The organism is Streptomyces sp. B21-105 (genome assembly GCF_036898465.1).
GTDB lineage: Bacteria > Actinomycetota > Actinomycetes > Streptomycetales > Streptomycetaceae > Streptomyces.
This window is the reverse complement of record NZ_JARUMJ010000001.1, coordinates 2,212,260-2,225,972: the sequence shown is the minus strand read 5'-3', so window position 1 is coordinate 2,225,972 and position 13,713 is coordinate 2,212,260. Positions and strand designations below refer to the sequence as shown.

Sequence of the window (13,713 nt, the reverse complement as noted above, 5' to 3'; positions counted from 1 at the left end):
TCCGTACCGGTCGGGAACGTTCAGTGCAATGCGCCGTCGGACGAGGTGGCGGTCGGCCGGAAGTGACGCTCGAGGCCCTGCCACACGTCGTCGTAGCGCTGCTGCAGATGGTCCGCCCGCGCCGCCTGCGGGGTGAGGACGAGCGGCCAGCGCGTCTCGAACATGAACGCCAGCCCGTCGTCGACCTTGTGCGGCTTCAGTTCGGCGGCGCTCGCGCGGTCGAAGGTCTCACGGTCCGGGCCGTGCGCCGACATCATGTTGTGCAGCGAACCGCCGCCCGGTACGAAGCCCCCCTTCCCGGCCGTCTTGGCGTCGTAGGCGCCCTCGATCAGGCCCATGTACTCGCTCATCACGTTCCGGTGGAAGTAGGGCGGCCGGAAGGTGTCCTCGCCGACCAGCCAGCGCGGGGCGAAGACCACGAAGTCCACGCCGGCCAGACCGGGGGTGTCGGACGGGGACGTCAGCACGGTGAAGATCGACGGGTCCGGGTGGTCGTAGGAGACCGACCCGATGACGTTGAAGCGGCGCAGGTCGTACACGTACGGCACGAGGTTGCCGTGCCAGGCGACGACGTCCAGCGGGGAGTGGTCGTAGGTCGCGCTCCACAGGTGGCCGCAGAACTTGTTGACCACCTCCACCGGCCCCTCGACGTCCTCGTACGCGGCGACCGGCGCCCGGAAGTCGCGCGGGCTGGCGAGGCCGTTGGCGCCGATCGGGCCGAGGTCGGGGAGCCGGAAGGGGGCGCCGTAGTTCTCGCAGACGTAACCGCGGGCGGAGTCGTCCAGCAGGTCGACGCGGAAGCGGACCCCGCGCGGGATCAGCGCGACATGGCCGGGCTCGGCGTGCAGCAGCCCGAACTCGGTGCGCAGCAGCAGCCCGCCGTGCTCGGGGACGATCAGCAGCTCCCCGTCGGCGTTCCCGAAGACGCGGTCCATGCCGGCGTTCGCGTGGTACAGGTGCACGGCCATGCCGTTGCGCTGGGCGGCGTCCCCGTTGCCGCCGACGGTCCACAGACCGGCCAGGAAGTCGGTGCCCCCGGGCGGCTCGGGCAGGGGGTCCCAGCGCAGCCGGTTCGGATCGGCGACCGTCTGCGTGAAGGGGCCGGTGCGCAGCGCCCCGTCCGGGGCCCGGGTGAAGGCCGGGTGTGCGGCCGACGGGCGGATCCGGTACAGCCAGGAGCGGCGGTTGTGGGCGCGCGGCTCGGTGAACGCCGTACCGCTGAGCTGCTCCGCGTACAGGCCGAGGGGGGCGCGCTGGGGCGAGTTGCGGCCCTCGGGCAGGGCTCCCGGGACGGCCTCCGAGGAGTGTTCGTTGCCGAATCCGCGGAGGTGGGCCGGCCACTCGGCCGTCTTGCGTGCGTCCCCGCTGCTCATCATGGCTCCCTTGCGACTGATTCCTATGCATCACCGTAGGATTGCGGTTTCCCGGATGCAAGAGGTCCGTCGGTGTCCTCCTCTCGGAGGACGATCACGGCGCGGCCGGAACCAGACCTGAGGGGGATCCGGATGCCGGGGCCGGTGCTCTAGTGTCCGGATCATGTCGAGGACGCGCGCCCTACCCGCCGCGCTCGCGGTCTGTGTCCTGTTGCTGACCGGATCCGCGGGCTGCGCCCCCGGCGACGGGAGCGGACCGGGGACCGTGGCGTCGCCCTCACCCGTCGGCCAGGTCCTGGACCACACGGACGACGACGGGCGCCACTACCGGCAGGTGGCGAAGGAGGGGGCGCCCGAGGTCGGCGTGGAGGTCCAGCCGGACGGCTCCGGCGGCTGGAACGTACGGCTGAAGCTCACCAATTTCCGCCTCTCGCCGGCGGGGGCGCCGCAGCGGGCGGTCGCCGGTCACGGCCTCGCCCGGCTCTATGTCGACGACCTGCCGGTCGCCGACCTGCGCACCCTGGCGTACCGCATCCCGGCCGGCTACCTGCCGCACGGCACCCACCACGTCACCGCCCGCCTCTACGCGGACGACGCGACGGTCTGGGCGGTGGAGGGCAAGCCCGTGGAGGCCACGGCGGACGTCACGGCGTCCGAACCGTCGGAGCCGTCGGAGCCGACAACCACCTCCTCCGTGTCGCCGACCGGGTCTGCGGCCTTGTCTCCGGCGGGGTCGCCGAGCGGGTCTTCCGCGGGGTCGCCGACCGTGTCTGCGGGGTCGCCGGCCCCTCGAGCGGGTTGAGTGCATCAGGCATGTTTCTCCGTACCCAGGGGCGAGGTTCACTCGGCCACGGCGGAAAGGCATCATGAAGCCCGTGCCCCAAGCGACATCGCTCCGTCGTGCGCCCGTGCAGCGGCGCAGCGCCGAACGGCTGACGAGGATCCTCGACGCCTGCGCCGACCTGCTGGACGAGGTCGGCTACGACGCCCTGAGCACCCGGGCCGTCGCCGAGCGCGCCGGCGTCCCGATCGGCTCCGTCTACCGGTTCTTCGGCAACAAGCGGCAGATGGCCGACGCGCTCGCGCAGCGCAACCTCGAGCGTTACTCCGAGCGCGTCACCGAGCGCCTGCGCGGAGCCCGGCCCGGCGACTGGCGGACCGCGATGGACGCCGTGCTCGACGAGTACCTCGCCATGAAGCGCACCGCCCCCGGCTTCTCCCTCGTCGACTTCGGCAACCAGATCCCGGTCGGAGCGCGGCATGCCGAGCCCAACCACCGGGTCGCCGACCGCCTCGCCGAACTGCTCGCCGACCACCTCGCCCGGGAACCCGACGACGATCTGCGCCGGGTCTTCCTGATCGCCGTGGAGACCGCGGACACCCTCGTGCACCTGGCCTTCCGGGTGGATCCGGAGGGCGACGCGAAAGTGATCGACGAGACCCGCGAGCTGCTGCGGGCCTACCTGGCGCGCGTGCTGGACTGAGCCCCGCCCCGCCGGTGCCGACCCGACGCCGACCCGCGCTGCCGATGCCGCCCCGCGCGTCGGCCCGAGGTGCTGGACCGGGCGCTTGCGGCGGGGGCCTCCCCAGAAGTCATACCGGTCGGTATGCTCGGCCGGGACGAGGCAACGCCGCCCCCAGGAGGACCTGTGTCCCGCACCGCCCTGCGAATCTGCCCCCTGTGCGAGGCCACCTGCGGGCTCACGCTCACCATCGAGGGAACGCGGGTCACCGGCGCCCGCGGCGACCGGGACGACGTGTTCAGCAAGGGCTTCATCTGCCCCAAGGGCGCCGCCTTCCCGGCCGTGGACGGCGACCCCGACCGGCTGCGCACGCCCCTCGTCCGCCGTGACGGCGAGCTGCGCGAGGCCAGCTGGGAAGAGGCCTTCGACGCGGTGGCCGCCGGGATCCGCCCGGTCGCCGAGCGGCACGGCCCGAACGCCGTCGGCGTCGTCCTCGGCAACCCCAACGTGCACACCGTGGCCGGCGGCCTGTATCCGCAGATGCTGGTCGGCGGGCTGGGCACCCGCGCTCTGTTCACCGCCTCCACGGTCGACCAGATGCCCAAGCACGTCTCGAGCGGACTGCTCTTCGGCGACGCGGGCGCGATCCCCGTCCCGGACCTCGACCGCACCGACCACCTCCTCCTCATCGGCGCCAACCCCATGGAGTCCAACGGGAGTCTGTGCACCGCCCCGGACTTCCCCGGCAAGCTCAAGGCGCTCAAGGCCCGCGGCGGCACCCTCACGGTCATCGACCCGCGCCGTACGCGCACCGCGAAACTCGCCGACCGGCACATCGCGATCCGGCCGGGCGGCGACGCGCTGCTCCTCGCGGCCATGGCGCACGTGCTGTTCGAGGAAGACCTGGTGCAGCTGGGCGCGTTGACCCCGCACGTCGAGGGACTGGCCGAACTCCGGGACGCGGTGCGGGACTTCACCCCCGAGGCGGTGGCCCCGGCGTGCGACGTCGACGCCGGCGTCGTGCGCGCCCTCGCGCGGGAGCTCGCCGCCGCCCCGACCGCCGCCGTCTACGGCCGCATCGGCAGCTGCACGGTCCCCTTCGGCACCCTCGGCAGCTGGCTCGTCGACGTTCTCAACGTCCTGACCGGCAACCTCGACCGGCCCGGCGGCGCCCTCTTCCCGCAGGCCGCCACCGACCGCACGCCCCGCCCCGCGGGCCCCGGCCGCGGCTTCCGGCTCGGCCGGTGGCACTCCCGGGTCGGCGGGCACCCGGAGGCCAAGGGCGAACTGCCGCTCTCGGCGCTGGCCGAGGAGATCGACACCGCCACCGAGGAGGGCGAGCCGATCCGCGCGCTTGTGGTGGTCGCCGCCAACCCCGTGCTGTCCGCGCCCGACGGCAACCGGCTCGACAAGGCCTTGGAGTCGCTCGACTTCATGGTCAGCGTCGACCCCTACCTGAACGAGACCTCGCGCCACGCCGACGTCGTCCTGCCGCCGCCCCCGCCCTCCCAGAGCCCGCACCACGACTTCGCCTTCAACACCCTGGCCGTGCGCAACCAGGCCCGCTACTCCCGCCCCGCCGTCCCGCTGGAGCCCGGCCGGATGGCCGAGACGGAGATCTTCGCCCGGCTGACGCTGGCGGTGACCGGCATGCACGGCGCCGACCCGTCGGCCGTGGACGACCGGGTCATCGGCCAGACCCTCGGCAAGGCCGTCCAGGAGCCGCACTCGCCCGTGCACGGCCGCGCGCCGAAGGAACTCGCCGCGCAGCTCACGGGGGTGAGCGGACCCGAACGCCGGCTCGACATGATGCTGCGCCTGGGCCCCTACGGCGACGGCTTCGGCGCCCGCCCGGACGGGCTGAACCTCGCCCGGCTGCTCGAGAGCCCGCACGGCATCGACCTCGGGCCGCTCGGCCCCCGCCTGCCGCAACCGCTGAAGACGGCCTCCGGCCGGATCGAACTGCTGCCGCAGCCCATCGCCGGCGATCTCCCGCGGCTGCGCGCGTCCCTGGAAAGGCGGCCGGACGGACTCGTCCTGGTCGGCCGGCGCCATCTGCGGTCCAACAACAGCTGGATGCACAACGTCCCCGCCCTCACCGGGGGCACCAACCGCTGCACACTGCAGATCCACCCCGAAGACGCCGAACGGCTCGGCGTGCGCGACGGCGCGCCGGTACGGGTGACGGGCGCCGGGGGCGAGGTGACCGCGCCGGCCGAGGTCACCGACGGCGTGCGCCGGGGCGTCGTCAGCCTGCCGCACGGCTGGGGCCACGACCGCCCCGGAACGCGCCTGAGCCATGCCGCCGCCGACCCCGGAGTCAACGTCAACCAGCTCCTCGACGGCAGCCTGCTCGACCCCCTGTCGGGCAACGCGGTCCTCAACGGAGTGCCGGTCCGACTGGCCGCGATCCCGGCGCTGTGACCTGAGCAAAGCTGTGACCTGGAGTTTTGCGCTTATTGCTCGCACGTCAACGTCTTGTTAACCCTGTTTGAACGGACCTAACGTCAACGCACCGCCGACCCCCAGGTGGGATGTTCAAGGGCGAACGTTAGGTATCCATTCATGTTGACCATCCTCGGCTTCGCGATGATCGCGACCTTCCTGGTCCTGATCATGCTGAAGAAGATGTCGCCGATCGCGGCGCTCGTCTTGATCCCGGCACTGTTCTGCGTCTTCGTCGGGAAGGGCGCCAAGCTCGGTGACTACGTCATCGACGGCGTCACCAGCCTCGCCCCCACGGCGGCGATGCTCATGTTCGCGATCGTCTACTTCGGTGTGATGATCGACGTCGGCCTGTTCGACCCGATCGTCCGCGGCATCCTGAAGTTCTGCAAGGCCGACCCGCTGCGCATCGTCGTCGGCACGGCACTGCTCGCCGCGATCGTCTCCCTCGACGGCGACGGCTCCACCACCTTCATGATCACCGTGTCGGCGATGTACCCGCTGTACAAGCGCCTGAAGATGAGCCTGGTCGTGATGACCGGGGTGGCCGCGATGGCCAACGGCGTGATGAACACGCTGCCCTGGGGCGGCCCCACCGCCCGTGCCGCCACCGCGCTCAAGGTCGACGCCAGCGACATCTTCGTGCCGATGATCCCGGCCCTCGCCGTGGGCCTCGTCTTCGTCGTCGCGCTCTCCTACGTCCTCGGCCGCCGCGAACGGGCCCGGCTCGGCGTGCTGACCCTGGACACCCTGGACGACGTGCTGGTGGAGGAGAAGGCCGAGCAGACCGAGACGGTCCTCGTGGGGGCCGGCAGCTCCGGCATCGACGCCGGTTCCGGCAGGGCGGCCGCCCCGGCCGGCGGCTCCGGTTCCGGCGCCGCGGCGCTCGGCGACGCCGACGGGAACGCCGCCCGAGGCGCGGACGACGACGGCTTCCAGGGCCTCGACCCGCACCGCGCCACCCTGCGCCCGAAGCTGTACTGGTTCAACGCGCTGCTCACGGTCGCGCTGCTGACCGCCATGATCATGGAGTACCTGCCGATCCCGGTGCTGTTCCTGCTCGGCGCCGCGCTCGCGCTCACCGTCAACTTCCCGCACATCCCGGACCAGAAGGCCCGGCTCGCCGCACACGCCGACAACGTCCTCAACGTCTCCGGCATGGTCTTCGCCGCCGCCGTCTTCACCGGCGTCCTCCAGGGCACCGGCATGGTCGACCACATGGCGAAGTGGATGGTGGACGTCATCCCCGAGGGCATGGGCCCGCACATGGCCCTCGTCACCGGCGTACTGAGCCTCCCGCTCACCTACTTCATGTCGAACGACGGCTTCTACTTCGGCGTCCTGCCGGTCCTCGCCGAGGCCGGCGCGGCGCACGGCGTCACCCCGCTGGAGATGGCCCGCGCCTCCCTCGTCGGCCAGCCCCTGCACATGTCGAGCCCGCTGGTCCCGGCCGTCTACGTCCTCGTCGGCATGGCCAGGGTCGAGTTCGGCGACCACACCCGCTTCGTGGTCAAGTGGGCCGTCCTGACCTGCCTGGCGATTCTCGGCGCGAGCATCCTGTTCGGGATCGTCTGAGCATCTGGTGGAGATACTCGTGGGGCCCGGCAGGAACCGCGGCTGGCTGCTCCGTCTCGTCATCGCCTTCGGCTTCGCGCAGGGGGCGGTGTCGATGGCGCGGCCCGCCGTCTCCTACCGGGCCCTCGCGCTGGGCGCCGACGAGGGGGCCGTCGGCGTCGTGGCGGGCGTCTACGCGATGCTGCCGCTCCTGGCCGCCGTCCCGCTCGGCAGGCGCACCGACCACGGCAGGTGCGCCCCCCTGCTGCCGGTCGGCGTGGCCCTCATATCCGGCGGCTGCGTGCTCAGCGGGCTCGCCGGCTCCCTGTGGACGATGGCCCTGTGGAGCGGCGTGATGGGCCTCGGGCACCTCTGCTTCGTGATCGGCGCCCAGTCGCTCGTCGCCCGCCAGTCCGCGCCCCACGAACAGGACCGCGACTTCGGCCACTTCACGATCGGCGCCTCGCTCGGCCAGCTGGTCGGCCCGGTGGCGGGCGGAGCGCTGATCGGCCGTGCCGACATGGCGGGCAGCAGCGCGCTCGCCCTGCTCGTGGCGGGTGCGGGCGGCGCCGTCGCGTTCACGTCGCTGTGGCGCATCGAGCACCGCGATCTCGGAGCCGACTCCCGCACCGGGCACGGGGACCGTGTCCCCGTCCGGCGCATCCTGCGGGCCCGCGGCGTCCCCGCCGGCATCCTCGTCAGCCTCTCCGTGCTGTCCGCGACCGACATCCTCACCGCCTACCTGCCGGTGGTCGGCGAGCACCGGGGCATCGCGCCGTCCGTCGTCGGCCTGCTGCTCAGCGTCCGCGCGGCCGCCTCCATCGCCTGCCGGCTCGTCCTCACCCCGCTGCTGCGGCTGCTCGGCCGGACCGCGCTGCTCACGGTGACCTGTCTGCTGGCCGCCCTGCTCTGCGCGGGCATCGCCCTGCCGGCGCCGGTCTGGGCGCTCGGCGTGATCCTCGCGCTGCTCGGCTTCTGTCTGGGCGTCGGACAGCCGTTGTCCATGACGACGGTCGTCCGGGCCGCGCCGGACGGCGCCCGCTCCACCGCTCTCGCGCTGCGCCTCACCGGCAACCGGCTCGGCCAGGTCGCCGCGCCGGCCGCCGCGGGGCTGGTGGCCGGGCTCGCCGGCGTGGCCGCACCGTTCGTGATGCTGGGGGCGCTGCTGCTGCTGTCCTCGGGGGCGGCCCTGAGGTCGCCGGGGGAGGTCCGGGGAGGTGAGGAGACGGGGGCGAGGCGGTCCGTCGGCCGCCGGTTCGGGTCGGAGTCCGGGTCGGGGTCGGGGGCAGGCTCCGGGTCCGGGTCCGGGTCGGGGGCAGGCTCCGGGTCCGGGTCAGGGGCAGGGTCCGGGTCGGGGTTCGGATTGCGCCGGTCGAGGGACGTCTGACGGCGCGTCGGGCGGCGGTCCCACCGTGAGGGCCCCCGATGTGAAAGAGAGTCAGGTGCAAGAGCGATTTGTATGAAAATCGTCCTGACTCGGAGGAATGCGCATGTCCAGCTCGACGCTCCCGCCCGCCTTCGGCACCCGCCTCGGCGCCGCGGCTCTCACGGTGCTCGCCGCGGCGGGGTTCACCTGCCTCGCGGCACCGTCGGCCGTGGCCGTCGGGGAGGCCGGCGACATCAGGATCCACCGTGAGCACGTGCCCACCGGCGTCTCGAAGGACGACCCGGTGGCCTGCCGGTTCTACCTCGACGCGGCGAACTTCGCGGACCTCAGGTCCGTCAACTACACCATCAAGGCGAAGCCCCCGACGGACGGTACCGCCACAGTGACCGGCGTGATCGACCTGACCCAGGGCGCCGGGCACACCGACCCGCTGGGACTGGCCGAGGGGTCGTACACGCTCAGCTGGGATCTCCCTTCCGCCACAGGCGGGACCGTCCCCTCGACCACGGTGAAGATCTTCAAGATCAACTGCCGTGAGGAAGGGCGCAGCGGCGGGAACCAGGGCGCGAACCGCCCGATCACCGACGACGGCCGGGAGGTCGGGGCTGCGAACGGCCAGGGCGGCGGGGGCCAGAACGGCGCGGGGCAGAACGGGGCGGGGCAGAACGCCACCGCGCTGGGCACCGGCGCCGGCAGCCAGGAGAGCGGCAGCCGAGGGAACACCGGCCGCGAAGCCGGCGCCCAGAGCGGCGCCCAGAGCGGCGCCCAGAGCGGCGGCGCCTGGAACGGCGAGAAGGGCGGCCCTGAGGGCGGCGTCCACGCGGGCGGCGGCGGTCTCGCCGACACCTCGCAGGCCTTCACCCCGCTGGCCGCCACGGCGGCCGTCGGCCTGGTGGCCGTAGGCGGAGTCGCCTACTTCCGTCTGGCCCGCCGGCGCAACCATGGTGCCGCGTAGGCGCGGACGCAGGCCCTGGCACCGGACCCGTCTCTTCCGTCTCACCAGGACGGCCGTGCTCACGGTCGTCCTGGTGACGGCGGCGGTCCGGTGCGGGGGGCACGGCGCCCCGGGCGTGCTCCCGGGGGCCGGGCATGAAGCGGCGCACGGATCCGCCGCCGGCCCGGCCGCCGCGGGCGACACCGGAGAAGAGGGCGGGAAGGGGACGGAGCATGCCAAGCCACCGCCCCGCCCGCTGCCCCGGTCCCCGGCGACGCGCCTGCGCGTGCCGTCCTTGGGCATCGACGCGCCGATCGTCCCGCTGCGGCTCGGCACCGACCGGCATCTCGGGACACCGCCCCTGGACGAGCCGGGGCTCGTCGGCTGGTACGCGGGCGGCCCGACTCCGGGCGAGCGCGGCGCCGCGATCGCGGTCGGGCACCGTGACACCGAGACCGGCCCCGCGGTCTTCGCCGGCCTCGCGCGCGTGGCCCGGGGCGCCCGGATCGAGGCCCGGCGCGCCGACGGCCGCACCGCCGTCTACACCGTGGACCGGGTCCGGGTCTTCGACAAGGACACCTTCCCCGACAAGGAGGTGTACGGCCCGACCCGCCGCCCCGAGCTGCGCGTGCTCACCTGCGGTGGCCTCTTCCGGCGCGCGACGGGGTACACGAGCAACGTCGTCGTCTTCGCCCACCTGACGGCGACCCGCTGACCCGCCGCAGGGACGCGCCCACCGTCCCCGCCGACACCCGCCGTCCCTGCCGCCACCCGCCGTCCCCGCCGCCACCGTCCGCCTGCTCAGTCTTCAGCGTTCTCCCGTGGCCCCTGGTGCCGAAAAACTAACGACGCTAGTTTAGGTCGCGGAGCACGAGGACCGCCCGGAGGGAACGCGATGAAGGCACACGACGGCATCTACCTCGACGGCGCGTGGCGCCCGGCCGCGGCCAGGGACGTGATCGAGGTGGTCGATCCGGTGGACGAGCAGGTGATCGGCCGCGTCCCGGCGGGCGGGGCAGACGACGTCGACGCCGCGGTGCGCGCCGCCCGTGCCGCCCTCCCGGGCTGGGCCGCGACCCCGCCCGCCGAGCGCGCCGCCCGGCTGGGCGCCCTCCGCGACGTCCTGGCGGCCCGCAAGGACGAGATCGCCGAGACGGTCACCGCCGAACTCGGCTCACCCCTCGCCTTCTCGCAGGCGGTCCACGCCGCGGTGCCGATCGCGGTCGCGGGCTCCTACGCGGAGCTGGCCGCGACGCACTCCTTCGAGGAACGGGTCGGCAACTCCACCGTCTTCCACGAGCCGGTCGGCGTGGTCGGCGCGATCACCCCCTGGAACTACCCGCTGCACCAGATCGTCGCCAAGGTCGCCCCGGCCCTCGCCGCGGGCTGCACCGTGGTCCTCAAGCCCGCCGAGGACACCCCGCTCACCGCCCAGCTGTTCGCCGAGGCCGTCCACGACGCGGGCGTCCCGGCCGGCGTCTTCAACCTGGTCACCGGCCTCGGCCCGGTGGCCGGCCAGGCCCTCGCCGAACACCCCGGCGTCGACCTGGTGTCCTTCACCGGCTCCACGGCCGTCGGGAAGCGGATCGCGGCGACGGCCGGCGCGGCCGTGAAGAAGGTCGCCCTCGAACTCGGCGGGAAGTCCGCCAACGTCATCCTGCCGAGCGCCGACCTCGCCCGCGCGGTCAACGTCGGCGTCGCCAACGTGATGTCCAACTCCGGCCAGACGTGCAGCGCCTGGACCCGGATGCTCGTCCACCGCGACCGGTACGAGGAGGCGGTCGGGCTCGCCGCCGCGGCCGCGGCCAAGTACGGCGACCGCATCGGCCCCGTCGTCAACGCCAGGCAGCGCGACCGCGTGCGCGGATACATCGAGCAGGGCGTGGCCGAGGGGGCGACGCTGGTCGCGGGCGGCCCCGAAGCCCCCCGCGAGCAGGGCTACTTCGTCAGCCCCACGGTCTTCTCCGACGTCACCCCCGACATGACGATCGCCCAGGAGGAGATCTTCGGCCCGGTGCTGTCCGTCCTGCGCTACGAGGACGAGGACGACGCCCTGCGGATCGCCAACGGCACGGTCTACGGGCTCGCCGGCGCGGTCTGGGCCGGCGACGAGGCGGAGGCGGTGGCCTTCGCCCGCCGTATGGACACCGGCCAGGTCGACATCAACGGCGGCCGGTTCAACCCGCTGGCCCCCTTCGGCGGCTTCAAGCAGTCGGGCGTCGGACGAGAGCTCGGCGCGCACGGGCTGACCGAGTACCTCCAGACCAAGTCCCTGCAGTTCTGAGGAGCCCGAAGTGGTCCGTGCCGCCGTACTTCCCGCCGTCGGAGCTCCCCTGGAGATCACCGGCATCGACCTCCCGGAACCGGGCCCCGGCCAGGTCCGCGTCCGGCTCGCCGCCGCCGGGGTCTGCCACTCCGACCTCTCCCTGTCCGACGGGACCATGCGGGTGCCCGTCCCCGCGGTGCTCGGCCATGAGGGCGCGGGCACGGTCGTGTCCGTCGGCGAGGGCGTCGCCCGGGTCGCGCCGGGCGACCGGGTCGTCCTCAACTGGGCTCCTTCCTGTGGGAGTTGTCACGCCTGCGGGCTGGGCGAGGTCTGGCTGTGCGCCAACGCCCTGAACGGCTCCGCGGACGTGTACGCCCGCACCGCCGACGGAAGGGAACTGCACCCCGGGCTGAACGTCGCCGCGTTCGCCGAGGAGACGGTCGTCCGGGAGTCCTGCCTGCTGCCCCTGCCGGACGGCATCCCCCTCACCGACGCCGCCCTGCTGGGCTGCGCCGTCCTCACCGGCTACGGCGCCGTCCACCACAGCGCGCGCGTGCGGGCCGGTGAGACGGTCGCCGTCTTCGGCGTCGGCGGTGTCGGCCTGGCCGCCCTGCAGGCGGCCCGGATCGCGGGGGCCTCGACGATCGTCGCCGTGGACGTCTCCCCGGAGAAGGAGGAGCTGGCCCGGTCGGCGGGCGCCACGGAGTACGTGATCGCCTCGGCGGACACCGCCCGTGAGATCCGCGCCCTGACCGGCCGGCAGGGCGTGGACGTGGCCGTGGAGTGCGTGGGCCGCGCCGTCGCCATCCGCACGGCCTGGGAGTCCACCCGGCGCGGCGGCCGCACCACGGTCGTCGGCATCGGCGGCAAGGACCAGCAGATCACCTTCAACGCCCTGGAGCTCTTCCACTGGGGCAGAACCCTCTCGGGCTGCGTCTACGGGAACTCCGACCCGGCGAAGGACCTCCCGGTCCTCGCCGACCATGTCCGGGCGGGCCGCCTGGACCTCGGCGCCCTGGTGACGGAGCGCATCACCCTGGAGGACATCCCGGGGGCCTTCGGCAACATGCTGGCCGGCAAGGGCGGCCGGGCGCTCGTCGTCTTCTGACCGCACCGCACACCGGCTGCTGTGCGCGGCGCCGGTGCCGAACGCCGGACCCGCCGGCCTCCGCGACCCTGCCGGCGGGCGCGGCCGCGCACCCACGCCTCCCGGCCCCGGGCGGCCGGGTGCAGCCGGTGGTGTCAGCCCGACCGGGGACCGACCTCCCGGTCGGACCCCGGCTCGGGAACCCCCGCTTCCCCCGCCGCCTGTGCGGACCCCGCCGCCCGCGTCCGCTGCGTGCGGGGCTTCGACCGCGACACGGCCACGCCCGCCAGGCACAGCACACCGCCGGCCAGGGTGAGCGCCCCCGGCACCTCGCCGAGCGCCAGCCAGGACATCAGGACGACCAGTGCGGGCACCGCGTACGTGGTCGCCCCCATGCGGCTCGCGGTCGTCCGGGCCAGGGCGTAGGCCCATGTGGTGAAGGCCAGCGCGGTCGGGAAGACGCCCAGGTAGACCATGTTGAGCGTGGCGGAGACCGGAGCGTCGGCCGCCTCGTGGACCAGCTGCCCCGCGAACGGCAGGCACACCACCGCCCCGACGGCGCATCCGAACGTCGTCACCTGCAGGGCGCTCGCGCTTCCCAGGGCCGGCTTCTGCGCGACGACGCCGCCCGCGTAACCGAAGGCGGCGAGCAGGCACAGCACCACGCCGAGCACCGACGAGCCGCCCGCACCCGACATCGACAGCCCCACCGCCACCGCGCCGGCGAACGAGACCGCCATCCCGGCCAGCAGCCGCGGCGGCATCGCGTCCCCGAGCAGACGCGCGCCGAGCAGCGCGATGAGGATCGGCCCGATGTTCACCACCAGCGCCGCCGTCCCCGCGTCCACCTGCTGCTCGCCCCAGTTGAGGACGACCATGTAGAAGCCGAACCACAGCAACCCCGACACGGCGATCCCGCGCCAGGCGGACCTCGGCGGCCGGCCCGCACGCCGTACGGCGCAGATGACCCCCAGCACCGCCGCCCCGGAGAGAAGCCGGCCGAGCGCCAGCGCTCCCGGCGAGTAGGCGTCGCCCGCGCTGCGGATCGACACGAAGGCGGAGGCCCACAGCACGACGGTCACGGCGGCCGCACCGGCGGCGAGCATCTCGGTACGGCGTTCGGCAGGCCGGGGGCTGGTCATCATGGTCCTCAGGCTAGGGGGACGGGCAGAACGCGGGCTCGCGGATTTCGGACGGGGAGCAT

Annotated in this window: 11 protein-coding genes; 9 read left to right on the top strand and 2 right to left on the bottom strand. The window is 73.7% G+C overall.

All coding sequences use genetic code 11. The features are described 5' to 3' along the window. Positions 1-20: 20 nt before the first annotated feature. Positions 21-1,373, bottom strand: a complete 1,353-nt coding sequence (hmgA, locus tag QA802_RS10010) for a homogentisate 1,2-dioxygenase (RefSeq protein ID WP_334520185.1) — start codon at positions 1,371-1,373, stop codon at positions 21-23. Positions 1,374-1,536: 163 nt separating this feature from the next. Between hmgA and QA802_RS10005 the strand changes: the two genes are divergently transcribed. From QA802_RS10005 to QA802_RS09965, 9 genes are all read left to right on the top strand, one after another. Beyond that, entirely contained in the window at positions 1,537-2,175 is a 639-nt protein-coding gene (locus tag QA802_RS10005; RefSeq protein ID WP_334520183.1) for a hypothetical protein, read from the top strand. A gap of 64 nt (positions 2,176-2,239) precedes the next feature. Further along, the gene (locus QA802_RS10000; protein WP_334520180.1) at positions 2,240-2,857 is read left to right on the top strand and encodes a TetR/AcrR family transcriptional regulator; all 618 of its coding nucleotides are present in this window, start codon (positions 2,240-2,242) and stop codon (positions 2,855-2,857) included. A 165-nt stretch (positions 2,858-3,022) separates the two neighbouring features. Next, on the top strand, positions 3,023-5,260 hold the full coding sequence (locus tag QA802_RS09995) for a molybdopterin oxidoreductase family protein (protein WP_334520177.1): 2,238 nt from the start codon (positions 3,023-3,025) through the stop codon (positions 5,258-5,260). Positions 5,261-5,401: 141 nt separating this feature from the next. Continuing rightward, positions 5,402-6,856 (top strand): CitMHS family transporter, encoded by a 1,455-nt coding sequence (locus tag QA802_RS09990; RefSeq protein ID WP_334520174.1) that lies wholly within the window; start codon positions 5,402-5,404, stop codon positions 6,854-6,856. A gap of 19 nt (positions 6,857-6,875) precedes the next feature. Further along, the gene (locus QA802_RS09985; RefSeq protein WP_334520171.1) at positions 6,876-8,222 is read left to right on the top strand and encodes an MFS transporter; all 1,347 of its coding nucleotides are present in this window, start codon (positions 6,876-6,878) and stop codon (positions 8,220-8,222) included. A gap of 103 nt (positions 8,223-8,325) precedes the next feature. Further along, complete coding sequence (locus tag QA802_RS09980) at positions 8,326-9,177, top strand: hypothetical protein (protein WP_334520168.1); 852 nt, start codon at positions 8,326-8,328, stop codon at positions 9,175-9,177. After that, positions 9,164-9,871, top strand: coding sequence for a class F sortase (locus tag QA802_RS09975; protein WP_334520165.1), 708 nt, complete (start codon positions 9,164-9,166; stop codon positions 9,869-9,871). Before QA802_RS09980 ends, QA802_RS09975 begins: the two co-directional genes overlap by 14 nt. 180 nt (positions 9,872-10,051) lie before the next feature. After that, on the top strand, positions 10,052-11,440 hold the full coding sequence (locus QA802_RS09970) for an aldehyde dehydrogenase family protein (RefSeq protein WP_334520162.1): 1,389 nt from the start codon (positions 10,052-10,054) through the stop codon (positions 11,438-11,440). A gap of 10 nt (positions 11,441-11,450) precedes the next feature. Continuing rightward, complete coding sequence (locus tag QA802_RS09965; RefSeq protein ID WP_334520159.1) at positions 11,451-12,530, top strand: Zn-dependent alcohol dehydrogenase; 1,080 nt, start codon at positions 11,451-11,453, stop codon at positions 12,528-12,530. A gap of 134 nt (positions 12,531-12,664) precedes the next feature. Here the strand turns inward: QA802_RS09965 and QA802_RS09960 are convergent, their stop codons facing one another. Continuing rightward, the gene (locus QA802_RS09960; RefSeq protein WP_334534456.1) at positions 12,665-13,651 is read right to left on the bottom strand and encodes a DMT family transporter; all 987 of its coding nucleotides are present in this window, start codon (positions 13,649-13,651) and stop codon (positions 12,665-12,667) included. Positions 13,652-13,713 lie beyond the last annotated feature (62 nt).

Bases quoted from the DNA above. Each gene is read 5' to 3' on its own strand.
- QA802_RS09990 (WP_334520174.1), top strand. From the start codon at position 5,402: ATGTTGACCATCCTCGGCTTCGCGATGATCGCGACCTTCCTGGTCCTG.
- QA802_RS09960 (WP_334534456.1), bottom strand. From the start codon at position 13,651: ATGACCAGCCCCCGGCCTGCCGAACGCCGTACCGAGATGCTCGCCGCC.
- QA802_RS10005 (WP_334520183.1), top strand. From the start codon at position 1,537: ATGTCGAGGACGCGCGCCCTACCCGCCGCGCTCGCGGTCTGTGTCCTG.
- QA802_RS09975 (WP_334520165.1), top strand. From the start codon at position 9,164: ATGGTGCCGCGTAGGCGCGGACGCAGGCCCTGGCACCGGACCCGTCTC.
- QA802_RS09980 (WP_334520168.1), top strand. From the start codon at position 8,326: ATGTCCAGCTCGACGCTCCCGCCCGCCTTCGGCACCCGCCTCGGCGCC.
- QA802_RS10000 (WP_334520180.1), top strand. From the start codon at position 2,240: ATGAAGCCCGTGCCCCAAGCGACATCGCTCCGTCGTGCGCCCGTGCAG.
- QA802_RS09970 (WP_334520162.1), top strand. From the start codon at position 10,052: ATGAAGGCACACGACGGCATCTACCTCGACGGCGCGTGGCGCCCGGCC.
- hmgA (WP_334520185.1), bottom strand. From the start codon at position 1,373: ATGAGCAGCGGGGACGCACGCAAGACGGCCGAGTGGCCGGCCCACCTC.